The sequence below is a fragment of the Micromonospora sp. NPDC003241 genome (assembly GCF_053589795.1).
The window spans coordinates 135,873-160,654 of sequence record NZ_JBSFSO010000008.1 but is presented as its reverse complement, the minus strand read 5'-3'; the positions used below and the strand labels follow the sequence as shown (position 1 = coordinate 160,654).

The following is a 24,782-nucleotide window of genomic DNA, read 5'->3' as shown; positions in this document are numbered from 1 at the left end:
CATGTCCACCCGCCTCCGCCACCGGGTCACCGCCGCGCTGGCCGCCTCGTTGCTGGCCGCCACGACGCTGCTGGCCACGCCCGCCTCCCCCGCGTACGCGCACAACGTGCTGACCAAGGCCACCCCGGCGCAGGACGCCGAGGTCACCAAGGCGCCGACCAAGGTCACCCTCCAGTTCCTCCAGCGACTGAACCCGGACTACACCACGATCACGCTCAGTGACGCGGACAAGGAGAAGGTGGCCACCAGCGAGCCGGAGGTGGACGGCACCAAGGGCACGATCACCATCGACGAGCCGCTGGTCAACGGCGTCTACACGGTGGCGTACCGGATCGTCTCCGCCGACGGGCACCCGGTGCAGGGGTCGTACGAGTTCACCGTGGCCGACCCGACCGCCACCGCCGAGCCGACCCCCACGCCGAGCCCGGAGCCGACCGAGACCACGCCGTCGGCGGAGCCGACCGGCGAGCCGACCGTCTCCGCCAGCCCCGCCGCGAGCGGCACCGACGACGATTCGGCCCCGGTGGGGCTGCTGGTCGGCGCCGGGGTGCTGGTCATCCTGGCGATCGGTGCGGCGGTGTTCCTGCTGCGCCGTCGCCGCGCCGTCGGGCAGTGAGCCCGGCTCAGCGCAACAGCACCGGCCCGGCGTCGATCCGGGTACGGAACAGCGCGTACGGCTTGCGGCGTAGGTCCTCGCCCCGGTGGTAGGTGGCCTGCCGGTGGAGTTGGTTCGCGGTCACGTAGAGGTGCCCGTCGACGGCCACCGACATGGTGTCCGGCCAGAGCAGGCGGGGATCGTGCACCACCGTCTCGTAGCCGCCGTCCCGGCGACGGCGGAGCACCGCGTTGTGCTCGTACGAGGTCAGGTAGATCCGGCCGGCGTCGTCGCTCTCCAGGCCGTCCGACCCGGTGCCCTTGTCGCCCTCGTGCCGCACCGTGGCCGCCACCTCGTCCTCGCCGAGGGAGACATCCACGAGGGCCTCGGTGGCCACGCTGTACCACTGGCGTGAGGCGAGGGCGCAGTAGTAGAGCCGGGTCCCGTCGGCGGAGATGGCGATGCCGTCCGAACCGATGGTGACCGGTTTCGGCGGCCCGTCCGCCGGCCGCTCCAGGAACGGGCGGCCCTCCACCACCGGCCGGAAGCGGGACAGCGGCTCCGGTTTGGTGGACGGGTGCTCGTGCAGTCGCCGCCACGAGGCGCCCGTGTCGAGGTCCACCACGATGATCCCGTTCGCCCCGGCGACCGCCGAGTCGGTGACGTACGCGATCCCGGCGGCACCGCGTCGCAGGTCGAACCGTACGTCGTTGAGGTAGGTGGTGGGCAGCGCCACGTCCGGCGGAAAGGTGATCACCTGGGCGACCGTGTCGGTGGCCAGGTCGACGCGGACGAGTTTGGGACCGCCGGGACGGGTCGGCTGGAACATCGGGCTGCCGGTGTCGAGCACCCAGAGCCGGTCGGCCGGATCGACCACGATGCTCTGCACCGAGACGAACGCCCCCGCGTCGTCGTCGCCAGCCGGCCGGTTCCATTCCGGGTCCGGGTACGGCACCTCCGCACCGTCGCGCAGCTCGACCACCGTGGCGGGGACCTCGTCGCCCCAGCGGGGAAAGTTGACGAAGATCCGGCCGGTGTGCGACACGCTCACCCCGGTCGGCATCGGCCCGGTGAACGCGTGGACCAGTTCCAGTTCGCCGACGGGCTCGTCCGTCACCGGTTGACTCATGCCCTGCTCCTGACTGTCGGTGCCGGTTCCCGTTCCCGGGGCCGACGGGGGCAAACGCGCCAATCAAACGGACTTCTAACCCATTAGGGTCTCGACTCCTCAACTTGCCTGTTACGGGATTATTCGCCTCATATCCTTCACATGCCGCCTCCACCAGTCACCGCAGTACCGAAGGAGCCTTGATGCGAAAGAGATTCCTCGCCGCCGCCCTGGCGGGTGTGGCCGCGTCCACCGCGTTCGCCGCACCCGCCCTCGCGGAGGACACCATCGTCACGCTGACCGTCGACGCCGCCGGCGGCCTGTCGATCACCGTCCCCGCGACGGCGAACATCGGCCACGGCGTCGAGGGCAGCTCGGTCTCCGGTCTGCTGGGGCCGGTCACGGTGCTCGACCAGCGCGGATCGCTCACCCCGAACTGGACCGCCACGGTCATCTCGACCGACTTCACCACCGGCGGCGGCAGCTCCGGCGAGACCATCCCGAACATCAACGTCAGCTACTGGTCGGGCCCGGCCACGGCCACGGCCGGCACCGGCACCTTCACGCCCGGCCAGCCGAACCAGGCCAGCCAGCAGATCATCAACGTGCCGCGGACCGCGTTCAGCAAGACCGGCGGCACCGGCAACAACTTCGCCACCTGGAACCCCACCCTGGTGGTGAACATCCCGCCCGGCACGGTGCAGGGCACCTATCGCGGGACGGTGACACATTCGGTGGCCTAGGCTCCTCGGCCGGCTGGTGCCGCTGGCCTCCGTCGCCCTCGTGGCGCTCGGAGTGCCGGCGGCTCCGGCCGTTGCCGCGCAGGAGCACGTACAGGCCATCGCCGCGCCACAGCACGTACAGGCCATCGCCGCGCCGCAGCACGCACAGGCCGCCTCGCGGGACGGCATCGGCATCCGCCTGATGGACATCCCCGCCAAGCGGGCCGAGGACCCCCGGGCCCGGGTCTACATCATCGACCACCTCAAGCCCGGCGCCACGATCAGCCGCCGGGTCGAGGTCAGCAACGAGTCGCCCGAGCGACAGCAGATCGAGCTGTACGCCGGGGCCGCGGCCATCGAGAACAACGCCTTCGCCGTCCCGGAGGGACGCGAGAGCAACGAGCTGAGCGACTGGATCAGCCTCGGCGCCACCGTTCTCGACCTCGCTCCGGGCGAACGCGCGCCGGTCGAGGTCGACGTCGAGGTGCCCCGGACCGCGTCCAAGGGCGAGCGGTACGCGGCCATCTGGGCACAGGTCTCCAGCGAACCGCGACAGGGCGACAACGTCATCCAGGTGCACCGGGTGGGCATCCGGCTCTATCTCGACGTCGGCCCGGGCGGCGAACCGCCGACCGACTTCCGCATCGACGAGGTGGCCGCCGAGCCCGGCACCGGTGAGTTCCCGGTGGTGACCGCGCGGGTGACCAACACCGGCGGTCGGGCGTTGGACATGACCGGCACACTGCGCCTGACCAAGGACTCGATCCGGGCAGGGCCGTTCAAGGTGACCAACGGGGTGACCATCCTGCCCGGACAGAGCGGACAGGTCCGCATCGAGGTGAACGAGTCCCTGCCGGCCGGCGTCTGGACCGCGAGACTGGCCCTGGTCAGCGGCGTGGTGGAGCGTACCGCCGACGGGCGGATCACCCTGCCGGTCGGCACCCGCGCCACGATGGACAGTTCGTCCACGTGGCTGCCCTACACCCTCGGCACCCTGGTCGCGGTGGCCGCCGTCGGCGCACTCGGCGCCTGGCACCTCGCCCGCCGCCGCGCCCTCACGGTCCCGACCCGCCGGGTAGGCCCGTTCGACTGATCACCCACCACCCGCGCCGCCCCGGCACCCGACACGGCACGGCACGAGCCCGCCGGGCCCTCCAAGGCGTCCCCGGCCCACACGATGTCCCCGGCCTCCGCGATCCCCCGACCCTCCGCGAAACCGCCACCCCTTCGCGATCATGGAGTTGTGACCGTCGATCATGGAGTTGCGGCTCTTGATTTGTCAGCTTTCGCTACATATGCGGGGGCCACAACTCCGTGATCGGCGCGGCGAGGCGGCGGCGAGGCGAGGCGGCGGTGGCGCGGCGGGCACGGCGGCACGGCGCGACGGGCACGGCGGCACGGCGCGGCGGACGCGGGACACCTGGCGCGGCGCGGGCGACCTGGCGGCGGCGCGGCGACGAGGTCCGGCCGTCCGATGGACGGCCGGACCTCGTCGTGCCACCGTCAGGAAACCGAGAATACTCCACAAACGGTCTTATAGGATCAGACTCACATTTGCCGACGATGTACGTGCTCGGGCCGTCGCCCGGGGGCGTACGCCGCAGGGAGGTCGTGATGATGGTCCGGGGCCGCACCGCACGCTCGACACGTCCCGGCCGAACGGTCGTCGCGGGCCTGGTCGCGATCGGCGTGCTCACCCTCGCACCGACGACGGCGTCGGCCGTGGCGGGACGAGCCGCGCCGGCCGCTGCGGCGGGGGCCTCGGCCGCCACCCCGCCGCCCGGCTCGACCGGCGTCTACTTCGAGGTGCTGCCGTCGCCGACCGGAAGCCCGACGCCGGACCCGCAGCCGACACCGCACCCGACCGGGCAGCCCACACCGCATCCGACGCGGCAGCCGCTGCCGGTCACCGGGTCGGACTCCGGTCCGGGGCCGCTGCTGGCCCTGGCCGCCGTGTTGATCGTCGGCGGCGGGATCCTCGGCGTCCTCGGGCGGCGGCGGGTCAGATGACCGAGTGGGTCACCGTGGCGCGGTAGCCGCCGGTCACCGCGCTTGTCGGCAGCGTCACCGACAGGGTGGGATTCCAGCTCGCCGAGTTGGCGCCGGTCACTCCGGACCAGGCCGCGGCAGTACGCGGCACGTCCAGCACCGCACCGGGCTGCGGCAGGAAGACGCCGAGGCCGGTGGTGCTCACTGCCGTGCCCGATGCGTACCGGACGGCGGAGCGCGGGATGGTCTCACCCGGTGTGCCGGACCCGGTGGTGAAGGCGGTCACCGACACCGTCGCGGTCCAGGAGCCGGCGCTGAGTCCTCGGTCGTCGACGACCGTGACCAGGCCGAGCCGGTTCGCCAGCGACGCGCCGGGGACACCTCGACCGATCGACGCGGCGGACGGGACGCTGATCCGCAACCCGGCCAGTGGCGAGATCACCAGGCTCACCGGGCGGGTGGCGGACTGGTCGTACGAGTCGGTGACCCGGACCGTGAAGGAGAACGTGCCCGCCTGGGTCGGCGTACCGGAGAGCAGCCCGGTGCCGGGGGCGAGGGTCAACCCGGGCGGCAGCGAGCCGCTGCTCACCGACCAGGTGAACGGCGCGGTCCCGCCGTTCACGGTCAACTGCTGCGAGTACGGCTCGGACACCTTGCCGCTCGGCGGGGCCGGGAAGGTCAGGGTCGGCGAGGCGTTGACCGTAACCGCTGCGGACTGCGCCGAGTCGGGGCCGGTGCCGGCGGCGTTGATCGCGGCGATCCGGAAGGTGTACGTGGTGCCGGCGGTCAGCCCGGTCACGGTCCGGGAGGTCGGCGACGCCGGCAGGGTGATCGGTGTCTGGGCCACCCCTCCGACGTACGGGGTCAGGCGGTAGCCGGTGATCTCCGCACCGCCGCTGGAAGGCGCGTTCCAGGTGATCGCGGCGGCGTTGGTGCCGGCGGCGACCGAGGTGATGGTGGGCGCGCCGGGCAGCGTGTACGGCACCACCGGCGCCGACGCTGCGCTGGCCGCACCGGTGCCGTAGGCGTTGATCGCCGCGACCCGGAAGGTGTACTGGGCCGAGGCGGTCAGCCCGGTCAGCGTACGGGTGGTGGTGGAGGCGTCGAAGGTGATCGTCGGTTGCGTCACGCCGTCCCGGGTCGGGGTGAGCACGTACCCGGTGATCGGGCTGCCGTTGTCGGCCGGGACGGCCCACGACACGGTGGCGCTGGTGATGCCGGCGACCGCCGTCGGCGTGGCCGGGGTGGCCGGCGCGGAGGCGTAGACGAAGTTGACCGCGCCGGCGACCCCTCGGGTGGCCACGGAGATGGTCACCGGTGCGGCGCTGCTGCGGGCCGGCAGTGAGGAGATCGCCAGGCTGCCGTCGCTGTTGGTGGTGAAGCAGCCGGCGGCCGGGCCGGAGGTGCAGGGCAGCAGCACCACCGAGGCAGCGGTGCGCTGCTCGTCGGCGGTGCCGATGGTGATCGCGGTGGCACCGGCGAGGTTGCTGCCGCGTACGGTGACCGCGACGCCGCCCGCGATGGCGCTGATGGCCGGGCTGACGGTGAGGCCGGTCGGCGCGGTCAGCGGGGTGACCGCGGTGGTGGTCGAGGTGTAGCCGGGGCTCGCGTCGATCGACGACGCGGTGGCGACCGTGCCGGTCTGGATCAGTGTCGGTGTCACCGAGGTCCCGGTCACGGTGGCGGCCACGGTGATCGGCGAGAGGTTGCTGCCACCGGGGAACGGCACGTTGGAGTTCGTGCAGGTGATGCTCTGTCCGGAGGGCGTGCCACAGGACCATCCGGTGCCGTACGCGCCGCGCGGCACCACGCCGGTCGGCATGGTCTGGGTGACCAGGATCGGCGCCGGCTCGCTGGTGCCGCTCTCCACCCGGGGTGTGATCGTGTACGTGACCGGGTCACCGGGCTGCGGGCTGGCCCCGACCGAACTGGTCTGTGTCACGGTCAGGTCGGGCACCTGGTTGAAGCTGACCGCGCGGGCGTTGTCGATCTCGTGGAAGTCGGTGACCGCACCGGTGGAACCGACCCAGCCGAAGGCGAGTTGCCGGGGGAAGCCGTTGGCGTTCAGCCAGTTCGGCGACGGGTACAGGGTCGACGACACCACCGGCAACGCGCCGGACAGGGTCCGGGCCGTCCCGCCGACCGGGGTGAACCGGACCGCGTACTGCCCGGCCGGCACGGTGATCCCGGTGCTGGTGGTGTACGTCGATCCGGTGGTGTTGGCGACCACCTCGACCGGCACCACCGAGGCCGCGCGGGTACTCGCCCGCAACGCGATGGCCGAGGACGAGGTACTGGTGGCGGTGCTGTTGACCGCGCAGTAGCCGACGCCGTTGCGGCCCGGTCCACGGATCACCACCTGGCCCGGCACCCGCCCGCCGGTGGTGGAGATGTACGGCGGGTTGGTGCAGCCGGTGCCCTGGTAGACGCTGTTGCTGTAGTTGCCGAAGACGTCGAATCCGATGCCCAGGTAGCCGTTGGAGAGGCCGACCGAGCCTCCGTTGAAGGCGGCCGAGTAGCCGAGCGATCCGCCCGGCTGACCGATGATCGACGGTGAGCGTGGGTCGGCCGGGTCGACGGCGGCGAGCACGAAGGCCAGGCCGTCGGCTCCGGGGCTGGTGCCGCCGTACTGGTAGGAGTTGAACGTGACGTGCAGTCCCTGCGACGTCGGCACGCTCACCGCACCGAACACGCCGCCCTGCCGGGTCAACGACGCCGGTGTCAGCCGGAGCTTGCCGCTGCCCTGCGGGTCGGTGCTGGTCGGGCAGCTCAGCAGCGGACCGGTGGTGGTGTTGCCGGACGCGCTGAGGCAGGCGCTGTTGCTGCTGGTGCCCAAGGGCACACCCGGCACCGCCACCGCGCCGATGCCGTTCGCGGTGTTGTTGCGGAAGGGCTGGTCGAACAGCACGGTGCCGTCCGCCGCCGCCGGGCCGGGTACGGCGACGAGCAGTCCGATGGTCAGCGCGGCCGACATCGCCGTGGCGACCGCCGGACGTCCCCAGTGTGCGAACGACATGCACCCCTCCGGACTCATCCACCTCGCCGACCTCACAGGGACCCTACGGTGCCCTAAAGGACAAAAATGGCCAAACCAGACATTCGGGTGTCAGGCGTCGGCGCTGTCCGGGGTCGACGTGGCACGCGGTCGCGGGGCCGGCACGCGGTCGACCGGGGCGTACCCGGCCGCCTGGAGGGTGAACAGGTCGGCGTAGCGGCCGGCGGCGGCCATCAGCTCGTCGTGGGTACCGGCCTCGACCAGGCGACCGTGATGCAGCACGAAGATCCGGTCGGCGTGCCGGACGTTGGCCAGGCGGTGCGTGATGAGAATCGTGGTCGCCCGCCCCTGCCGGTCGCGGATCGCCTGGAACAACGCGTCCTCCGCCCTCGGGTCGAGCGCCGAGGAGGGCTCGTCCATCACCAGCAGTTCCGCGTCGCGGAGAAACCCACGGGCGGCGGTGATCCGCTGCCACTGGCCGCCGGAGAGGTCCTGCCCGTTGGCGAAGGTCCGGTCGAGCAGCGTCTCGTACCCGTACGGCAACTCGCGGATCATCTCGTCCGCGACCGCGCGGGCCGCCGCCGCCTCGATCCGGTCCTGCCGCACCTCGCCCTCGATGTCACCGATCGCGATGTTCGTGGCGGCGGTGAACGGCCACTTGTGGTACTCCTGCGTGACCACCGCGATGCGGTCCCGCAGGCCGTCGCGGTCCAGCTCGGTCAGGGCCCGCCCGTTCCATCGGATCGCCCCCTCGGTGGGGGTACGCAGGGAGGCGATCAACGCGGCGAGAGTGCTCTTGCCGGAACCGTTCTCCCCGACGAACGCCACGGTCTGCCCCGCCTGGACGGTCAGCGTCACCCGGTCGACGGCCAGGTCGTCCCGGTCGGGGTAACGCAGGCTCACCCCGTCGACGGTCAACTCCCCCAACCGCTCCGGCGGCACGGCGTCCACCGCCTCCGGCAGGTACCCGGCGGCCCGGGTCATGAAGCCGGTGTAGTCGCGGAAGTGCTGACCCTCGGTGTAGACCCGGTCCATCTGGAAGGTGACCACCGAGAGCGAACGCTGCGCCGCCTGCACCGCGATCACACAGGTCGCCGCAGCGGCGAGCGGGATCTGCCCGTCGATGAGCAACAGGCCGAGCAGGACGTAGACCAGGCCGGTGGCGACACCGCCGATGAGCGACCCCACCGTGGTGGTCGTGGTGACCCGGCGGGCCAATGCGAGCTGAATGTCGGTCTCCACCCCCATCACCCGGTCGTGCTGGTCGAGCAGGAACCGGCGCAGCCCGTACGAGCGCAGCTCCGGTGCCGAGTCCCGTTCGGCCATCAACCGGTGCAGCAACCACATCCGCCGTCGCCGCACCGAACCGGCGATGTAGGTCCGGTAGTGCAGGTGTCCGGCGCGCAGCGACGCCCAGGCGTTCGGCACGGTGGCGACCAGCAACGCCAGCAGCAGCAACGGGTGGACCACCACCACGGCCACCGCCACCGCCACCACGCCGACCAACCCGGCGAGCAGGTTCATCGAGGCCGGCACCAGACTCACCGCCGAATCGGTGCCCCTCGACGCCCGCTCCATGTCGTCGGCGAACGCGTCCGCGTCGAACGCCTCCAACCGCACCGCCGTGGTCACCTCGAACAGGCCCCGCTCCACCTCCCGGCTGACCCGGGGCGTCAGTCCGTTCAACGCGTACCCGGTGGCGATCGCCATGCCGGACCGCACCGCGGTCGCCGCCGCCAGCACCGCGAGCGCCGGCAGCGCCGCCACCACCTTGTCCCCGGTCGGCCCACCGGCGAACAGCTCCACCAGCACCCGCTGCGTCGCCAGCAGCCCGAACGCCGACATCACCCCCGCGCCGACCGTCGCCACCGCCACCACCGAGGTACGCAGCCGGTCGGCCCGCCAACTGATGCGCAGTGCCGCCCAGACCAGCGTGGGCAGTTCGGCGAAGACGGCGAACAGTCCTGCCTCTGTCCGGGCCCGCATCCCGGTCTCCCACCACGTCGACCGCAGCTCGGGCAGCACCGACTCGGTGGCCACCGGCTCTGAGCGCGGGACGCGGGCCCGTCGTCGGGTCGGGGTGACGGCCATGGGCGTACCTCCTGGGGCGGTTGGACGGCGCGGCGCCCGGTGTCAGGCACACCGGACGATGGCCACCGGCTTCGTCGCTGAAGGCGTTCGGACCGCTACCTATGGTCACTGCGGAGGTGCCGTCGGTCCAGCCCCTGTCGGCGTGCCGACCCACGATGTCGACCGATGCGGCGTCCGGCCGAATCGGCGACGCGACGCGCGATCGCGTCAGGACCCGGCGTACTCCGGGAGCCGACGGGCCACCTCGTCCGGGCCCGGCATCGCGGCGATCTCCCGGGCCAGCGCGGACGCCGCGTCGCGGTGGTCCGACCGACGCGGCAGCAGGCGCGCGGCGTGCTCGGCGACCGCCTCGGCGGTGACCTCGTCGGGCCGCAACCGCAGCCCCGCACCGGCGGCCACCACGGCGTCGGCGTTGGCGAACTGGTCGGCGCCCTGCGGAAGGATCAGTTGCGGCAGACCGGCGGCTAGCGCACCGAGCGTGGTGCCGCTGCCGCCGTGGTGCACCACCAGGTCCGCCCGGGGCAGCACCTCCGCCTGCGGCACCCACTCCCGCACGACCACGTCGGCCGGTACGACGCCGATCTCCTCCACCGGTACCCGCCCGGCGGCCACCACCACCCGGGTCCCCAGCCGGGCCAGCCCCGCGACGGTGGTGGTCACCAGGTCAGCGGAGCCGAAGGCGGTCCCGAAGGTCAGATAGACCAGTGGCCCGGACCTGTCGTCGTCCCAGGTCGGCGTCGGCCCCGGTGCCGAGAACGGGACGGGCCGCAGCGCGATCCGCTCGGCCGTCGCGGCGAACGTCGCGTCCTGCAACGACGGTGGGCAGATGTCCAGGTGCGGTCGTCCGGGTGCGGCAGCGATCGCGGTCGGCGACTCCAGGCCGATGTGCGGCGGGAACATCCGGCCGAAGCCGTGCCAGAGTCCGGGGACGCCGGCCTGCGCGGCGGCGACGGCCGCTCCGGGTACGCCCCAACCGTGCACCACCAGGTCCGGGGCCAGCCGCTCCAGATCCGGTGCCAGGTCCTCGGCGTACATCTCGTAGAACGTGTCGGCGGGGCGGAACGGCCGCAGCCCGTTCGCGGCCAGCGGCGTGTGCACCGCCTCCCCGGCGGCGAAGTGCACCTCGTGCCCGGCCTGTCGGGCGGCGACGGCCAGCGGGATCATCGGATAGGCGTGACCGACCGAGGCCAGGCTGGCGAAGATCAGACGCATCGAGGGCTCCTACCCGTCAGGCGCCGCGCGGGGCGTACATGATCACGGCCACGCCGAGCAGGCAGATCGCCGCGCCGGTGACGTCCCAGCGGTCCGGCCGGAACCCATCGAAGATCATGCCCCAGGCCAGTGAACCGGCGACGAACACCCCGCCGTACGCGGCCAGGATGCGCCCGAAGTTCGGGTCCGGCTGGAACGTGGCCACGAAGCCGTACGCCCCGAGGGCGAGCACCCCGGCGGCGACGAACCACAGTCCACGGTGCTCCCGCCAGCCCTGCCACACCAACCAGGCACCGCCGATCTCGGCGACGGCGGCGAGCACGAACAGCAGCACGGAACGCAGCACGGTCACGGCCCGCACCCTACCCGGATGTAAGCAGGGGACCCCTGCTATACACCAGGCGTTAGTACGGGTCCCTTCCTTACCTCCGGCCTCCGTCCCGACATCCGGCCTACGTCCCGGAGGCGGCGTGCCGGACCAGGCGGCGAGCCTCCTCGCCCGACACACCGGTGGCCCGCAGCAGGTCGTTGGCGATGGTCCGCAGTTGCGACACGACGATGGTGCCGGAGAAGCCGATGTCCTGACGGCACGCCTCACCCGCCTCCCGGACCGACCGCAGCACCCGTTCCCGGGACCGCGTCGGCTCCCGCATCGCCAGGAACTCCTGGTGCAGCAGGCGAACGCCCTGCCCGTAGTGCTCGATGGCGGCGGGCAGGTCGGCCGGCACCGGTTCCCGGTCCCGCAGCGTGGTGAAGATCCGACGGACCAGGGTCCGGCTGTTGCGGAACGCCCGGTCCAGGTGCTCGGCGCCGTCCCGGTACGCGCCCAACACCCGCCGGCGCCGCCAGCGCAGCGGCGAGAACCGGACCACCTCGTCGGCGGCGGTCACCACCTCCCGGATCTGCCGCAGTTGCGCCTCCGATGCCCGCATCTCGTCGAGCAGCCGCTCCACCCTGCGGATGTCACCCCGGGCCAGCCCGTCGGCGGCGGCGGTCATCTGTTTTGCGAAGGTGTCCAGGGCCGGCCCGGCGACCCGCCGCAGACTGCGGATCGGGTTCATCGGGGCGAGCAGCAGCACCACGACCAGCCCGGTCGCACCGCCGACGAGAGCGTTCACCGTCCGGGGCAGGAGGACGTCCGGCGTGTTCGGGGTCAACGTGGCGATCAGCACCGCCGTACCACCGGCCTGGGTCACCAGCGCGCCGGTACCCCGCACGGTGACCGCCACCAGCAGCGCCCCGAACACGATCACGAAGGTCTGCCAGGGCCCGGAGCCGATCGTGTCGACCAGCAGGTCACCGACGACGATGCCGAGCAGCACCCCGAGGACCAGTTCGACGGTACGCATGGCGCGCCGCCCGATCGACGCGGCGATCACACCGACGGCGGCGGCCGGGGCGAAGGTGGGTTCCGGGTTGCCGAGCACCTGCCCGGCGATCACCCAGGCCAACGCTGCGGCCAGCCCGCCCTGGAAGGCCAGCAGCAGGTACTGCTGGAGTCGCCGGTAACCGCGCCGACCCACGGTCGAGGCATGCCCGCGCACACTGTCCGCCGAGATCCGCATGAGCGCGGGTACCCGAAGGGTGGCCGACCAACCTAACCGGCCGGATGGGCCATGGTGCCGGTGAGCGTGACGGTGCCGGGCAGCCGGGAGTCCTGCCGCAGGAACTGCACCACCACCGGCACCCCGGAGTGCACCACGCAGCCGTACGGGCGGTCCAGGCGGACGGCCTCCGGATCGATCAGGTCGTTGACGCGTACGTGCCGGATCCGTCGGGCGTCGACGACGAAGCGGTACGGCCCGACCGGCTCGGCGTCCTCGTAGTAGAAGGTCAGCGTGAGCCGGGCCTCGGCGTCGGAGGTGTTGAGTACGCAGATCTTGTCGAAGCTGGTGAACTCCGGTTCCGATCCGTTGCTGTCGAGCGGGATGTGCCCGCCCGGCACCACCCAGACGAGTCCGCCGAGCTGTCCCATCACGCCTCCTCGAGCAGTCGGGCCAGATCGGGGGTGAGGAACACCCCGTCCGGGTCGAGGCGGCACCGCGTCTGGCGGAAGTCGTCCCAGTGCGGGAAGAGCGGGCGCAGTTCCTGTGCGGTCAGCCAGTGTTTCTTGCCCCAGTGCGGTCGGCCACCGTACTGCCGGAAGATCGCCTCCATGTCGCGGAAGTACTCCTCGTACGGCAGCGAGGTGTTCTGCAGGCAGGCGATGGTGGTGGTGGGGCGGTCGTACGCGTTGCTGAGCCAGATGTCGTCGGCGGCGATGGTCCGCACCAGCACCCGCCACCCCACGATGCGTCGGTGCCGGTTCAGGATCCGCTTGCGGACCTCGGTGAAGCAGGCCGTGAACGCCTCGGCCGGCAGCATGTACTCGATCTCCTCGAAGCGCAGGTCCCGGTCCTGCGGGATGGTCCGGTGGGTCGGGCCGATCTCCAGCTCGCGGGGCTCGGTCCACGGGGTCGACTCCAACGCCTGGCGAGCCACCCACATCTGCCCCTCGGGCAGGTCGTCGGCGCGGTTCATGGTGCGGATCTGGGTCAGGTCGCTGCGCGGGTACCAGTAGAAGTCCATGTTGCGGTTGGTGTGCTGCAACTCGGCCAGGTGGTCCAGGGTCCAGTCGACCGGCGCGCACCAGGCCCGTCGGCGCAGCTCGTAGCGGGGCTGCGCGTCGATGGTGATCTTGGTGACCACGCCCAGGGCACCGAGTGAGAGCCGCGCGGCGGGCAGCAGGTCGGCGTTGCTGTTCGGCGAGATGTCCATCGTCTCGCCGGTGCCGGTCACCAACCGCACCCCGGCGACCTGGGTGGAGAGGTTGCCGAACCGGACGCCGGTGCCGTGCGTACCGGTGGCGGTGGCACCCGCGATCGACTGGTAGTCGACGTCACCGAGGTTCTCCATCGCCAGACCGGCGTCATAGAGGCTCTCACCGAGCGCCTTCAACCGGGTACCGCCCCAGACCGTGAACTGGTCACCCTCCTGGTGGACGACCCCGGCCAGCCGATCCAGGCTGACCAGCGTCCCATCGGTGCGGACCAGCGGACTCGACGAGTGCCCCGAGCCGACCGGACGCAGGTGGGTGCCGGACTCCCGGGCCCGCAACACCAGCTCGCGGACCTCGTCCTCGTCGGCCGGCTCGGCGTTGCCACCGGGGGTGAAGGAGAGGCTCCCGGACCAGTTCACGAACGGACGGGGCATCACGACCTCTTCTCGGTGGCGAACGAGACGCTTACCCGGCCGCGAGCTGGGTATTCATGTTTCAAACCCGTACTGCACGAGCATTTCGGCAACTACGTCCTTCCGGAGCTGCGATGACCTATCCCCCGATCGACTCGTACGCCTTCCTCTCCGACACCCACACCGCCGCGCTGGTCGCCGCCGACGGCGCGGTCGAATGGTTCTGCGTGCCGCACTTCGCCGGTGACGCCGTCTTCGCCCGCCTGTTGGATCGCGAGGTCGGCGGTGCGCTCGACCTCACCGTGGCCGGCTGCGACACCCCGACCCGGCGGTACCTGCCCGACACGCTGGTGCTGGAGAGCCGGTGGTCGACGCCCGACGGGGTGGCGGTCGTCAAGGACTTCCTCGCGGTGGCGCCGGGGGACGCCGCCCAACCGCTGCGCGCGGACAAGGTGCTGGTGCGCCGGGTGACGGTGGAGGAGGGCACGGTCCGGCTGGCCCTGCGGATCCGGCCCCGACCCGACCACGGCGCCCGGGACACCAGCTGGGAGCACGTCGACGGGCGTTGGCGGGCCGCCGGCAGCCCGCTCTGGGTCGACACCGACCTGCCGGCCGAGCACGGCGACGGGGTGCTGCGGATCGAGGCGGAGCTCTCCGCCGGTCAGCAGGCGGCCGTGCTGGTCGGCTACGACGAGGACGCCACCCGGGACGTCGACGCCGACGAGATGCTGGCACGTACCTGCCGGACCTGGCAGGACTGGTCCACCCGCAGCGACTACGCCGGCTTCGGTGCGGACGAGGTGCGGCACAGCGCGCTGGTGCTGCGCGGGCTCGCGTTCGACGAGACCGGCGCGTTGATCGCCGCGCCGACCACCAGCCTGCCCGAGCACATCGGCGGGGTACGCAACTGGGACTACCGGTACGCCTGGCACCGGGACTCGGCGCTGCTGCTGCTCGCGTTGTTCCGCCTCGGGCACGCCGAGGAGGGTCGGCGCTACCTGCACTTCCTGATCTCCGTCTGCTCCGGCGACCTGCTCACCCCGCTGATCGGCATCCACGGCCACATCGACGAGGAACGCGAGCTGGAACACCTGGAGGGGTACGCCGGCTCCCGACCGGTCCGGGTCGGCAACGAGGCCGTCGAGCAGGTGCAGTTCGACACGTACGGGCACATCCTGGACGCCGCGCTGGTATACCACGAGCTGACCGGCGAGCTGACCCAGGAGCAGTGGGAGTTGCTCCGCAAGCACGTCGAGGTGATGGCCGACCGGTGGAACGAGCCGGACCACGGCATCTGGGAGATCCGTGGACCGCGCCAGCACTACGTCAACGCCAAGGTGATGACCTGGGTCTGCCTGGACCGGGGCATCCGGCTGGCCGAGCTGCTCGACGACCGGACGGCGGACGTCGCACACTGGCGCACGGCTCGCGACGCGGTCCACGCCGAGGTGCTCGAACGCGGCTACGACCCGGAGGTCGGCAGCTTCGTGATGGCGTACGGCTCCACCGAGCTGGACGCCTCCCTGCTGCGCATCCCGCTGGTCGGTTTCCTGCCCGGCGACGACCCCCGGATGCAGTCCACCATCGACCGGATCCGGCAGGAGCTGGAGGTCGGCCCCGCCCTGCTGCGCCGCTACCGGGCCGACGACGGGCTGCCCGGCGAGGAGGGCGCGTTCCTGCTCTGCTCGTTCGAGCTGGTCTCGGCGCTGGTGCTGGCCGGCCGACGGGACGAGGCCCGCAAGGCGTTCGACCAGCTCCTCAGCTACGCGGGCCCGCTCGGCCTGTACGCCGAACAGCTCGACCCCGACGGCACGGCGCTGGGCAACTACCCGCAGGCGTTCACCCACCTGGCCCTGATCGAGGCGGCGATCAACCTCGACGAGGCCGGTGACCGGGACGCCCTGCACGCCTGGGCCGCCCGGGGCGGCTCCTGATCCGCAGGCGGCCCGGCCGGTAAGGAGGGGTCCCCTGCTAACGCCTCGTGCATAGCAGGGGACCCCTCCTAACCGCCGGAGCCGGAGCCGCAGCACCTCCATAGCCGGAGCCGACGCACCCCCTGAGCCGGAGCCGACGCACCCCCTGAGCCGGAGCCGCAGCACCGCCGGAGCCGGAGCCGCAGCCGTGTCGGAGTCCTGACCTCGGCGCTTTCCGTTCCGGCGGGAACCATGCCGGGTCTGGGAGCGACTACGGATACATGGGGTGTGAGCAGTGGCGGGAGATTCTCTCGGCGCAGTTGGACGGCGAGGCGACGGCGGATGAGCAGCGCGGGGTGGACCTGCACCTGAGCAGGTGCGCCGGCTGCCGCCGGTGGCTGAACACGGCGGCGACGGTGACCCGGCGGGCGCGTACCCAGGTGGTGTCCGCGTTGCCGGACCTGACCGCGACGATCCTCGCCGCCGCACCGCCGCCGCGCCGGGGTTGGCGCGTCCGGCTCGCCGCCGTCACGCCGCGTGGTGACCTGTTCACGTCGCTGGCCGGACGGGCCCGGACGATCACCGCGCTGCGGGTGTCGCTGGGTCTGCTGGGCGCGGTGCAACTGGTGCTCGGGCTGGCGCAGATCGGCCGGGCCGAGGTGGCCGAGCACGTGCACGCCACCGGTCAGCACCTGTGGCACGAGTCCGCCGCCTGGAACGTAGCGGTCGGTGCCGGGTTCCTCTTCGTCGCGTTGCGCCGGACCGCACCGTCCGGGCTGCTGCCGATGCTCAGCGCCTTCGTGGCCACCCTGGTCCTGCTCTCGGTCAACGACCTGGTCGCCTCGCAGGTCGCCGTGGAACGGCTGGTCAGCCACGGGTTCCTGGTAGTCGGTTACCTGATCACCGTGTTGCTGGCCCGCAGCCTGCGCCGACCCGGTGACCCCAGTGACCGGCAGCGACCCGAGCGCTCCCGCTGGCGGCTGCGTCTCGACGAGATCGACGAGCCCGCGCCGCTGCGACTGCTGCCGCCGCACTCGGCCCAGGCCCGGCACGGCCGCGACCACCGCCGCGCCGCCTGACGGCGCGGCGGCCCCCACGGGGGCCGGGACGGCACCGCGTCAGCCGGCGGTGCCGTCCCGGCCCCGCCGTCGATGCGGGGTCGCGGTGTCCATCGCCGCGACGAGGTCCTCACGGGCGCGGGCCACCCGGGACCGGATCGTGCCGACCGGTACGTCACACACCTGGGCCGCCTCGGCGTAGGAGAGCCCCAGCAGTTGGGTGGCGACGAACGCCTCCCGCCGCTCGTGCACGAGCCCGTCCAGCAGCCCGCGCAGCACCACCTGCTCGTCCACGGCGGCCTCGACGCCGGCCGAGGTCGCCTCGGCGGCGGACTGCCAGTCGACGAGGTTGGCGGTGCGGGGCCGCGACACGGCCGCCCGCACCTGGTCGACGGCGACCCGTCGGGCGATGGAGAGCAGCCAGGTCCGGGCACTGGAGCGGCCGGCGAACGAGGGCAACGCGCGCCAGGCCCGCAGGTACGTCTCCTGGACCAGGTCGTCGACCTCGCGCACCCCGGGCAGGTGGGCCAGGAACCGCCGTACGTCGTGCTGCGTCGCGCGCACGAACGCGGCGGCGGCAGCCTGGTCGCCCCGCCCTGCGGCGAACGCGTACCCGCTGATGTCGTCGGTCACGGCAGTCATCGCCGTATTGGTCGCTCCGGCACCCGGGTTGGTTCCCGGCGACATCCGAAAAATCATCGACGCACACGACACCGCCGGGCCGACGATCCGGCCCGGCGGTGTCGTGAGACGCGCTCCGGTCAGCTCCGGAAGACGTCCTTGATCTTCTCGCCCGCCTGCTTGAGGTTGGCGCGTGCCTGGTCGCCGCGACCCTCGGCCTCCAACTGCTCGTTGTCGGTGGCCCGGCCGACACCTTCCTTCACCTTGCCGGTGGTGTTCTCGGTGGTGTTGTTCAACTTGTCTTCGAAGCCCATGTCAGCCTCCCGGGGTATCGGCTCAGCTCTTGCTACACGGATCAGGTACCCAGCCGAACCGCACCGGAACCATCCCGGTTCGAAGAAATCGGTCGGAAGCGCCGCAGCCGCAGACTGTTGGCGACCACGAAGACCGAGGAGAAGGCCATCGCCGCACCGGCGATCATCGGGTTGAGCAATCCGGCGGCGGCCAGCGGCAGGGCCGCCACGTTGTAGGCGAACGCCCAGAACAGGTTCCCCTTGATCGTGCCGAGGGTGCTGCGGGCGAGCCGGATCGCGTCCACCGCGGCCAGCAGGTCGTCGCGGACCAGGGTCAGGTCGGAGGCCTCGATCGCCACGTCCGTGCCGGTGCCCATGGCCAGCCCCAGGTCGGCCTGGGCGAGCGCGGCGGCGTCGTTGACCCCGTCGCCGACCATCGCCACCGCCCGACCCTCGGCCTGCAACCGCGCGACCACCGCGACCTTCTCGGCCGGCAGCACCTCGGCGATCACCTCGTCGATGCCGACCTCGGCGGCGACCGCCCGGGCGACGGTGGTGTTGTCGCCGGTGAGCAGCACCGGGGTCAGGCCGAGTGCGCGCAGCCGGCGGACCGCCTCCCGGCTGGTCGGCTTGACCTGGTCGGCCACCGCGAGCATGCCGCGCGCCCGCCCCGCCCAACCGACCAGCACGGCGGTACGTCCGGCGGCCTCCGCCTCGGTCGCCGCCCGCACCAGGTCCTCGGGTACGTCCATCCCCCGCTCGCGCAGCAGCCGGGTCCGCCCGAGCAGCACCTCACGGCCGTCCACCGTGCCGGTCACGCCCAGCCCCTCGACGTTGGCGAAACCGGTGACCGGCGACAGCTCGCCCAGCTCGGCGGCGCCGGCCACGACCGCCCGGGCGACCGGGTGCTCGGAGCCGGACTCCAGCGCGGCGGCCAGCCGCAGCACCTCGGCCCGCTGCTCGCCCGCACCGGGCTGGACGTCGAGCAGCGTCATCCGGCCGGTGGTGACGGTGCCGGTCTTGTCCAGCACCACGGTCTCCACCCGCCGGGTGGACTCCAGTGCCTCCGGCCCCTTGATCAGTACGCCGAACTCCGCACCCCGCCCCGTGCCGACCAGCAGTGCGGTCGGCGTGGCCAGGCCCAGGGCGCACGGGCAGGCGATGATCAGCACCGCCACGGCGGCGGTGAAGGCCGCCGTCGGCCCGGCACCGGAGCCCAGCCACCAGCCCAGTGTGCCGGCGGCCAGCGCGATCACGATGGGGACGAAGATCCCCGAGATGCGGTCGGCGAGCCGCTGCGCGGCGGCCTTGCCGGTCTGCGCCTGCTCGACCAGCCGCGCCATCTGGGCCAGTTGGGTGTCGGCACCGACCCGGGTGGCGGTGACCACCAGCCGGCCGCCCGCGTTGACGCAGCCACCGACCACGGTGTCGCCCACGCCCACCTCGACCGGCACCGACTCACCGGTGACCATGCTGACGTCGACCGCCGAGGAGCCCTCGTGCACCGTGCCGTCGGTGGCGATCTTCTCGCCGGGCCGCACCACGAACCGGTCCCCCACCGCGAGCTCGCCGACCGGGATCCGGGTCTCCACCCCGCCGCGCAGCACGGCGACGTCCTTGGCGCCCAGCTCCAGCAACGCCCGCAGCGCCGCACCCGCGGTCCGCTTCGCGCGGGCCTCGAAGTATCGCCCGGCGAGGATGAACGCGGTGACCCCGGCCGCCGCCTCCAGATAGATGTGGCCGGTGCCGTCGGTCCGGCTGATCGCGAAGCTGAACGGGTGGGTCATGCCGGGCGTGCCGGCGGTGCCCAGGAACAGCGCCCAGATCGACCAGCCGAACGCCGCGAGCGTGCCCACCGAGACCAGGGTGTCCATGGTCGCCGCGCCGTGCCGCAGGTTGACCAGGGCGGCCCGGTGGAACGGCAGTCCGCCGTAGACCACCACCGGGGCGGCCAGCGTCAGCGACAGCCACTGCCAATAGGTGAACTGCCAGGCCGGCACCATGGCCAGCGCCATCACCGGCACGCTGAGCACCACCGAAACCCACAGGCGGGTACGCAGCGCACGCAGCTCGTCCACCGGCTCGACGGCTTCCGGCGTGTCCTGCCGGGGTGGTGGCACCGCCGCCGTGTAACCGGTCTTCTCGACCGTGGCGATCAGCTCCTGCGGGGTGACCGGGTCGGCGTAGGAGACGGTGGCCTTCTCGGTGGCGTAGTTGACGCTGGCCTGCACGCCGTCCAGGCGGTTCAGCTTCTTCTCGATGCGGGCGGCACAGGACGCGCAGGTCATGCCGCCGATGGACAACTCGATCTGGTTCGCTGCGGTGGGCAGGGGTCGACTCGTGGTCATGGCTGGTCCCTCAGTCGTGCCCGTGTCCGGGCGTACCGTGCCCGTCGTCCGGCGCGGCGGTGGGGCCGACCGGGACGGGCACCGGGTCCCCGACGTGCACGGTGAACTCGGCGGTGCGTACCACCCCGCCGTGGCGGAAGTCGAGATAGAGCCGGTAGGCACCGGCGGACGGGAACTCGGTGGCGAAGCTCACCCGTGGTCCGGGTGTGGTGCGCCCGTCGTCCGGCACCCCCTCCGGGTGGACGTGCAGGTACGCCAGGTCGCCCTGCCGCAGCGCGACCAGGTGCCCGTACGCCCCGAGATACGGCTCCAGGTCGGTGACGGGTACGCCGTCGCGCGCGACGGTCAGCGTCAACGTGGACGAGCGGCCCGGCTGCGGCGTGCCGTCCAGGGTGATCGTGTAGTCGTCGACCGTGGCGGTGGGTGCCGGGGCGGGCAGCGGCCGTTCGGTCAGCGTGCCGGGGACGGTCACGTCGACGCCGAGCGTCAACGGCTCGCCACCGGTCGGGGTGAAGTCGGCGAACGCCCGCCACACTCCGGGCGCGGTGAGTGGCGTGGCGACCCGCCAGGTGCCGTCCGGCGCCAGCTCGGGGTGCACGTGGCGGAAGCCGGAGAGGTCACGCCGGGCGACGATCAGGTGCATCGGCTTGTCGTGCACCACGTCGTACCCGGTTACCGGCCGGCTGTCCGGGCCGGTGATCCGGAAGGCGAACTCGCCCGCCGGGGCCTCGACCGGCACGAGGGTGTATCCGCGCTCGGAGACGAGGAGCCCTCCGGGCAGGTGCCCGGCCGCGCCCGCGTCGTGCCCGGCCCTGTCGTCATGTCCGGCCTTGTCGTCATGTCCGGCGTTCTCGTCGTGCCCGGCCTGGTCCGGGCCGTCGCCGTGGCCGGTCGCGCCGCCGTGGCCGGTCGCGGTGACCGGGGCCGGCGGGCCGGTCACCTGGCCGACTCCGTACGCGGCGGCGAACACCGCCGCGAGGCCGAGCGCGAAGCCGCTCACCTTCGTCGCCGTGTTCATCGGGACACCTCGGTCTCCGGTCGCCTCAGGCGGCGACCAACTCGTAGCCGGCCTCGTCGACTGCGGCCCGGACGGCGGCCGGGTCCAGCGGCTGCGCGCTGGTGACGGTGACCTGACCGCTGGCCAGGTCGACCTGGACGTCCTCGACGCCGGGGATCGCGCCGACCTCGGCGCTGACCGCGCTGACGCAGTGGCCGCAGGTCATGCCCTGCACCTGGTACGCCGTGGTGACCATGGCAACTCTCCTCTCCAGGGCCCGTCCACCCGGGCCGGGCACCCCGTCGAATACCCTCGGGGGGTATCCACAACCGTGACCGTACCATACCCCCCAGGGGTACGTTATCCTCGTGTTCATGAGCACACCCGCGCCGATCCGCGGCTACACCGCCAGCAAGGACCAACTGCTCGCCCGGCTACGTCGTGTCGAGGGGCAGGTACGCGGCGTCGAGAAGATGGTCGACGAGGATCGCTACTGCATCGACGTGCTCACCCAGATCTCCGCGATCCAGGCCGCACTGGACAAGGTCGCTCTCGGCCTGCTCGACGGGCACGCCCGGCACTGCATGCACGAGGGCGCCGCCGAGGGCCGCGCCGACGAGATGGCCTCCGAGATGATGGCCGCCGTCGGCCGCCTGATGAAGCGCGGCTGACCCGCCCGTCGCCTGATGAAGCGCGGCCGACCCGACCCACCCGCACGCCCGGCCCGGGTGTCGTCTCCGGCACCCGCCCCCGACACACGCGCGCGACCTGCGTTCCGATGCCGACCTGGCTACCATTCGCCACGATGGCCAGCCGGAACCGCCCTCACGGTACGCAGCCATCCTGCCACGCTCGGGCCATTCCGGATGCCCGCCGCAGCGGCCGACCGGCGGCGCTGAACCTTCTCGCCCGCCGGTACGTAGTTCGCCTTGGAATCGTTGGGAGACAATGAATGGGCGCCGACCACACCCGTTCCGCTCCGCCCACCCCACCCCGGGTGCGGCGGATCCTCATCGTGACGGTGGTCCCCCTCTTCCTCGTCACCCTGGTCGCCGCGCTCGTGCTCTGGCCCTCGGACCCGCCCCGGCCCGAGGCCGCCGACGACACGCCTCGTTACCACGGCACGGTCACCCGGGTGGTGAACGAGCCCTGCCCACCGAACCCGGTCGTGCCCGAGGGCACCCCGACCACCGCCGGGCAGCAGTGCGGCACGGTGACCGTACGGGTCGACAGCGGCCCGGACTCCGGCGAGGACGTGCAGACGCCGCTGCCGGACGGGCCGGGAGCGCCCCGGGTCAGCGTCGGCGACGAGATCATCCTGGTCTCCCTGACCGATCCCGAGGACCCCTCGCTCAGCTACTACAACATCGCCGAGCACCAGCGGGGCAAGCCGCTGATCTGGCTCGCGGTGCTGTTCGCCGCCGCCATCGTGGCCTTCGGGCGGCTTCGCGGCCTGGCCGCGCTCGGCGGCCTGGCGGCCAGTTTCGCCATCCTGATCACCTTCGTGCTGCCCGGCATCAGCGCGGGCCAGCCGCCGTTGGTGGTCGCCATCGTCGGCGCGGCACTGATCATGTTCGTGGTGCTGTACCTGACGCACGGCATCTCGGCACAGACCTCGGTAGCCGTCCTCGGCACGCTCGGCAGTCTGGTGCTCACCGGCCTGCTCGGACTGGCCGCCACCCGGGCCACCCACCTGACCGGTTTCGGCAGCGAGGACGCCACCACGCTGTCCATGTTCCGGGGCGACGTCGACCTGCACGGCCTGCTGCTCGCCGGCATCATCATCGGCTCGCTCGGCGTGCTCGACGACGTCACGGTGACCCAGGCCGCCGCCGTGACCGAACTGCGCCACGCCAACCCGAGCTTCACCCGCCGGGAGCTGTACCGCTCGGCGACCCGGGTCGGCCGGGCCCACATCGCCTCGGTGGTGAACACCATCGTGCTGGCGTACGCGGGCGCGTCGCTGCCGCTGCTGCTCCTGCTCACTGCCGACACCCGCGCGCTCGGCCAGATCGTGACCAGCGAGTTCCTCACCCAGGAGATCGTCCGCAGCGTGGTGGCCACGCTGGGGCTGGTCGCCGCCGTACCGCTGACGACCGCACTGGCCGCGCTGGTGGTCACCGCCGGACGGCGGGACACGCCGGAGCCCGGCGGGTCCGGCGGCCACGACGACGGGCCGGACGGCGACGGCCCCACTCCCCCGACTCCCCGGCCCGGCACGGACCGGACCGAGGCCCTGCACGCGCTCAGCACCGCGCGTGCGCGTGACACACCCCCCGCCACCGGATCGCGGTGGCCCGACCCGGACAGGAGCACGGACACCACATGGTGACACCCCGCAGCGTGACCGCCCCTGCCGACACGGTTCGTGCCCGTGTCGTTGGTCACCCATCGCGATTACGAAATGACGCATCTAGCCGGGTTCGGGGCGTAGAGACCGACATGGACCGTCGGGTAACCTCACAGCCGGTCACCGACGAAGGCGCGCAGCGGCGCCTGCGGTGCCACCGCCCAATCGCCGCGAGGCGAGCCGGGGACCCAGGTAGGTGGGGTGAATCCGCGTCAGCGGTAGGGGCCACTTCCGTTCCGAACCCGTCAGCTAACCCGGTCGGCGGTCGATGGAAGGGAAAGAAGTGACGGCACCCCTACGCCGCTGGATGACACCCGTGGTGGCCGTGTTCGCCGCGTTCGCCGTGTTCGCCGGGCCCCTGCCGGCCATGGCCGCGCCGAACCCACCCGCGCCGGCCGAGCACGACGACGACCCACCGATGCTCAACGACCTGATCGAGTCGGCGAACCGCGACTTCTCCAAGGCCAAGAACCAACTGGAGAAGTCCAAGAAGCGCCAGCTCAAGCTCGACGTCGAGCTGCGCCGCGCACAGGCCGACCTCGACGCGCTCCGGCCGCAGGTCGCCGAGATCGCGACGCAGTCGTACCGCACCGGCCGGGTCGGTGCGATAGCGATGTTGTTGCAGAGCAACGCGCCGGACTCGTTCATGGACCGCGCGTCCGCCCTGGACGAGTTGAACCTGTTCAACGACAAGAAGTTGGGCGAGGTCAACACGATCCGGGAGCGCGCCGACCAGGCCAAGCTCGCCTCCGACGCCGAGGTCCGTGAGCAGCAGAAGCTGACCAACGACATGGCGCGCAAGAAGACCGAGGCGGAGAAGTCACTGCGCCTGGTCGGTGGCGAGGGCCTGACCGGTGGCCTGGTGGCCGCCACCTCGCCGGTCGCCCGGGTGGCGCCGAACCGCGCGTCCGACGGGAGTTGGAAGCCGGAGTCGTGCAGCCAGAAGGACCCGACCACGTCGGGTTGCATCACGCCGCGCACCCTGCACATGTACAAGGAGGTCAAGCGGGCCGGCTTCGACCGCTTCGTCGGTTGCTGGCGGCCCGGTGACAGGTTCGAGCACCCCAAGGGCCGGGCGTGTGACTGGTCGTTGCAGAACAGCGGGTTCAGCCCCTGGCACAACAACGACACCCGGATCTACGGCAACAACCTGGCGGCCTTCCTGGTCCGCAACGCCGACCGGCTCGGCATCTACTACGTGATCTGGAACCGGCAGATCTGGTTCCCGACCGAGAACAGGTGGCGGTCCTACAGCGGCCCGTCCAACCACACGGACCACGTGCACGTGTCGCTGCTCTGAGCACCGTCCGGGTGACCTG

22 protein-coding genes and 1 riboswitch are annotated in these 24,782 nt (G+C 72.2%); of the genes, 9 read left to right on the top strand and 13 right to left on the bottom strand.

The features are described 5' to 3' along the window. The first annotated feature begins 1 nt into the window (after window position 1). Entirely contained in the window at window positions 2–616 is a 615-nt protein-coding gene (locus tag ACWDVW_RS09680) for a copper resistance CopC family protein (protein ID WP_449946452.1), read from the top strand. Window positions 617–623: 7 nt separating this feature from the next. Here ACWDVW_RS09680 and ACWDVW_RS09675 read toward each other — a convergent pair whose 3' ends face one another. Next, entirely contained in the window at window positions 624–1,724 is a 1,101-nt protein-coding gene (locus ACWDVW_RS09675; protein WP_449946451.1) for an L-dopachrome tautomerase-related protein, read from the bottom strand. Between the two features lie 182 nt (window positions 1,725–1,906). Here ACWDVW_RS09675 and ACWDVW_RS09670 point away from each other — a divergent pair, with 182 nt between their 5' ends. The 3 genes from ACWDVW_RS09670 to ACWDVW_RS09660 all read left to right on the top strand — a co-directional run bounded on the left by ACWDVW_RS09670 (window position 1,907) and on the right by ACWDVW_RS09660 (window position 4,435). Beyond that, window positions 1,907–2,446, top strand: coding sequence for a hypothetical protein (locus ACWDVW_RS09670; RefSeq protein ID WP_449946449.1), 540 nt, complete (start codon window positions 1,907–1,909; stop codon window positions 2,444–2,446). A gap of 16 nt (window positions 2,447–2,462) precedes the next feature. Continuing rightward, window positions 2,463–3,518 carry a hypothetical protein gene (locus ACWDVW_RS09665; RefSeq protein WP_449946447.1) on the top strand — a complete coding sequence of 352 codons (1,056 nt, stop codon included), beginning with the start codon at window positions 2,463–2,465 and terminating at the stop codon, window positions 3,516–3,518. A gap of 521 nt (window positions 3,519–4,039) precedes the next feature. Beyond that, window positions 4,040–4,435, top strand: coding sequence for an LPXTG cell wall anchor domain-containing protein (locus tag ACWDVW_RS09660; protein ID WP_449946445.1), 396 nt, complete (start codon window positions 4,040–4,042; stop codon window positions 4,433–4,435). Here the strand turns inward: ACWDVW_RS09660 and ACWDVW_RS09655 are convergent. The 7 genes from ACWDVW_RS09655 to ACWDVW_RS09625 all read right to left on the bottom strand — a co-directional run bounded on the left by ACWDVW_RS09655 (window position 4,428) and on the right by ACWDVW_RS09625 (window position 13,904). Beyond that, a complete protein-coding gene (locus tag ACWDVW_RS09655; protein ID WP_449946443.1) occupies window positions 4,428–7,430 on the bottom strand; it encodes a fibronectin type III domain-containing protein in 3,003 nt (1,000 codons plus the stop codon). The genes ACWDVW_RS09660 and ACWDVW_RS09655 overlap by 8 nt on opposite strands. 90 nt (window positions 7,431–7,520) lie before the next feature. Continuing rightward, window positions 7,521–9,500, bottom strand: a complete 1,980-nt coding sequence (locus ACWDVW_RS09650; RefSeq protein ID WP_449946441.1) for an ABC transporter ATP-binding protein — start codon at window positions 9,498–9,500, stop codon at window positions 7,521–7,523. Window positions 9,501–9,707: 207 nt separating this feature from the next. Then, window positions 9,708–10,712, bottom strand: a complete 1,005-nt coding sequence (locus ACWDVW_RS09645) for a glycosyltransferase (RefSeq protein ID WP_449946440.1) — start codon at window positions 10,710–10,712, stop codon at window positions 9,708–9,710. Window positions 10,713–10,728: 16 nt separating this feature from the next. Next, a complete protein-coding gene (locus tag ACWDVW_RS09640; RefSeq protein WP_350696092.1) occupies window positions 10,729–11,064 on the bottom strand; it encodes a YnfA family protein in 336 nt (111 codons plus the stop codon). Window positions 11,065–11,164: 100 nt separating this feature from the next. Further along, the gene (locus ACWDVW_RS09635; RefSeq protein WP_449946438.1) at window positions 11,165–12,277 is read right to left on the bottom strand and encodes an FUSC family protein; all 1,113 of its coding nucleotides are present in this window, start codon (window positions 12,275–12,277) and stop codon (window positions 11,165–11,167) included. Window positions 12,278–12,309: 32 nt separating this feature from the next. After that, entirely contained in the window at window positions 12,310–12,687 is a 378-nt protein-coding gene (locus tag ACWDVW_RS09630) for a sensory rhodopsin transducer (RefSeq protein ID WP_449946436.1), read from the bottom strand. Further along, window positions 12,687–13,904: a D-arabinono-1,4-lactone oxidase gene (locus ACWDVW_RS09625; RefSeq protein WP_449946434.1), complete on the bottom strand. Its 1,218-nt coding sequence runs from the start codon at window positions 13,902–13,904 to the stop codon at window positions 12,687–12,689. Before ACWDVW_RS09625 ends, ACWDVW_RS09630 begins: the two co-directional genes overlap by 1 nt. 113 nt (window positions 13,905–14,017) lie before the next feature. Here ACWDVW_RS09625 and ACWDVW_RS09620 point away from each other — a divergent pair, with 113 nt between their 5' ends. Together ACWDVW_RS09620 and ACWDVW_RS09615 are read left to right on the top strand one after the other, a co-directional pair. Further along, a complete protein-coding gene (locus tag ACWDVW_RS09620; RefSeq protein WP_449946432.1) occupies window positions 14,018–15,817 on the top strand; it encodes a glycoside hydrolase family 15 protein in 1,800 nt (599 codons plus the stop codon). 260 nt (window positions 15,818–16,077) lie between these two features. Further along, a complete protein-coding gene (locus ACWDVW_RS09615; protein WP_449946430.1) occupies window positions 16,078–16,875 on the top strand; it encodes a zf-HC2 domain-containing protein in 798 nt (265 codons plus the stop codon). 39 nt (window positions 16,876–16,914) lie between these two features. Here the strand turns inward: ACWDVW_RS09615 and ACWDVW_RS09610 are convergent, their stop codons facing one another. The 5 genes from ACWDVW_RS09610 to ACWDVW_RS09590 all read right to left on the bottom strand — a co-directional run bounded on the left by ACWDVW_RS09610 (window position 16,915) and on the right by ACWDVW_RS09590 (window position 21,369). Beyond that, window positions 16,915–17,496: a sigma-70 family RNA polymerase sigma factor gene (locus tag ACWDVW_RS09610; RefSeq protein ID WP_350696100.1), complete on the bottom strand. Its 582-nt coding sequence runs from the start codon at window positions 17,494–17,496 to the stop codon at window positions 16,915–16,917. 119 nt (window positions 17,497–17,615) lie between these two features. After that, complete coding sequence (locus tag ACWDVW_RS09605) at window positions 17,616–17,789, bottom strand: CsbD family protein (RefSeq protein ID WP_449946428.1); 174 nt, start codon at window positions 17,787–17,789, stop codon at window positions 17,616–17,618. Between the two features lie 41 nt (window positions 17,790–17,830). Further along, on the bottom strand, window positions 17,831–20,116 hold the full coding sequence (locus tag ACWDVW_RS09600; protein WP_449946427.1) for a heavy metal translocating P-type ATPase: 2,286 nt from the start codon (window positions 20,114–20,116) through the stop codon (window positions 17,831–17,833). Window positions 20,117–20,126: 10 nt separating this feature from the next. Then, window positions 20,127–21,134, bottom strand: coding sequence for a hypothetical protein (locus ACWDVW_RS09595; protein WP_449946426.1), 1,008 nt, complete (start codon window positions 21,132–21,134; stop codon window positions 20,127–20,129). A 25-nt stretch (window positions 21,135–21,159) separates the two neighbouring features. Beyond that, complete coding sequence (locus ACWDVW_RS09590; protein WP_396741003.1) at window positions 21,160–21,369, bottom strand: heavy-metal-associated domain-containing protein; 210 nt, start codon at window positions 21,367–21,369, stop codon at window positions 21,160–21,162. A 118-nt stretch (window positions 21,370–21,487) separates the two neighbouring features. Here ACWDVW_RS09590 and ACWDVW_RS09585 point away from each other — a divergent pair, with 118 nt between their 5' ends. The 3 genes from ACWDVW_RS09585 to ACWDVW_RS09575 all read left to right on the top strand — a co-directional run bounded on the left by ACWDVW_RS09585 (window position 21,488) and on the right by ACWDVW_RS09575 (window position 24,763). After that, on the top strand, window positions 21,488–21,784 hold the full coding sequence (locus ACWDVW_RS09585; RefSeq protein WP_117230386.1) for a metal-sensitive transcriptional regulator: 297 nt from the start codon (window positions 21,488–21,490) through the stop codon (window positions 21,782–21,784). Window positions 21,785–22,065: 281 nt separating this feature from the next. Then, a complete protein-coding gene (locus tag ACWDVW_RS09580) occupies window positions 22,066–23,445 on the top strand; it encodes a YibE/F family protein (protein ID WP_449946423.1) in 1,380 nt (459 codons plus the stop codon). A 166-nt stretch (window positions 23,446–23,611) separates the two neighbouring features. Beyond that, a riboswitch (cyclic di-AMP (ydaO/yuaA leader) is annotated at window positions 23,612–23,743 on the top strand. A gap of 3 nt (window positions 23,744–23,746) precedes the next feature. Then, entirely contained in the window at window positions 23,747–24,763 is a 1,017-nt protein-coding gene (locus tag ACWDVW_RS09575; protein WP_449946422.1) for a coiled-coil domain-containing protein, read from the top strand. Window positions 24,764–24,782: the final 19 nt, after the last annotated feature.

Coding starts and splice junctions, on each gene's coding strand:
- ACWDVW_RS09680 (WP_449946452.1), top strand. CDS start 2: ATGTCCACCCGCCTCCGCCACCGGGTCACCGCCGCGCTGGCCGCCTCG.
- ACWDVW_RS09675 (WP_449946451.1), bottom strand. CDS start 1,724: ATGAGTCAACCGGTGACGGACGAGCCCGTCGGCGAACTGGAACTGGTC.
- ACWDVW_RS09670 (WP_449946449.1), top strand. CDS start 1,907: ATGCGAAAGAGATTCCTCGCCGCCGCCCTGGCGGGTGTGGCCGCGTCC.
- ACWDVW_RS09660 (WP_449946445.1), top strand. CDS start 4,040: ATGATGGTCCGGGGCCGCACCGCACGCTCGACACGTCCCGGCCGAACG.
- ACWDVW_RS09655 (WP_449946443.1), bottom strand. CDS start 7,430: ATGTCGTTCGCACACTGGGGACGTCCGGCGGTCGCCACGGCGATGTCG.
- ACWDVW_RS09650 (WP_449946441.1), bottom strand. CDS start 9,500: ATGGCCGTCACCCCGACCCGACGACGGGCCCGCGTCCCGCGCTCAGAG.
- ACWDVW_RS09645 (WP_449946440.1), bottom strand. CDS start 10,712: ATGCGTCTGATCTTCGCCAGCCTGGCCTCGGTCGGTCACGCCTATCCG.
- ACWDVW_RS09635 (WP_449946438.1), bottom strand. CDS start 12,277: ATGCGGATCTCGGCGGACAGTGTGCGCGGGCATGCCTCGACCGTGGGT.
- ACWDVW_RS09630 (WP_449946436.1), bottom strand. CDS start 12,687: ATGGGACAGCTCGGCGGACTCGTCTGGGTGGTGCCGGGCGGGCACATC.
- ACWDVW_RS09625 (WP_449946434.1), bottom strand. CDS start 13,904: ATGCCCCGTCCGTTCGTGAACTGGTCCGGGAGCCTCTCCTTCACCCCC.
- ACWDVW_RS09620 (WP_449946432.1), top strand. CDS start 14,018: ATGACCTATCCCCCGATCGACTCGTACGCCTTCCTCTCCGACACCCAC.
- ACWDVW_RS09615 (WP_449946430.1), top strand. CDS start 16,078: ATGGGGTGTGAGCAGTGGCGGGAGATTCTCTCGGCGCAGTTGGACGGC.
- ACWDVW_RS09610 (WP_350696100.1), bottom strand. CDS start 17,496: ATGACTGCCGTGACCGACGACATCAGCGGGTACGCGTTCGCCGCAGGG.
- ACWDVW_RS09605 (WP_449946428.1), bottom strand. CDS start 17,789: ATGGGCTTCGAAGACAAGTTGAACAACACCACCGAGAACACCACCGGC.
- ACWDVW_RS09600 (WP_449946427.1), bottom strand. CDS start 20,116: ATGACCACGAGTCGACCCCTGCCCACCGCAGCGAACCAGATCGAGTTG.
- ACWDVW_RS09595 (WP_449946426.1), bottom strand. CDS start 21,134: ATGAACACGGCGACGAAGGTGAGCGGCTTCGCGCTCGGCCTCGCGGCG.
- ACWDVW_RS09590 (WP_396741003.1), bottom strand. CDS start 21,369: ATGGTCACCACGGCGTACCAGGTGCAGGGCATGACCTGCGGCCACTGC.
- ACWDVW_RS09585 (WP_117230386.1), top strand. CDS start 21,488: ATGAGCACACCCGCGCCGATCCGCGGCTACACCGCCAGCAAGGACCAA.
- ACWDVW_RS09580 (WP_449946423.1), top strand. CDS start 22,066: ATGGGCGCCGACCACACCCGTTCCGCTCCGCCCACCCCACCCCGGGTG.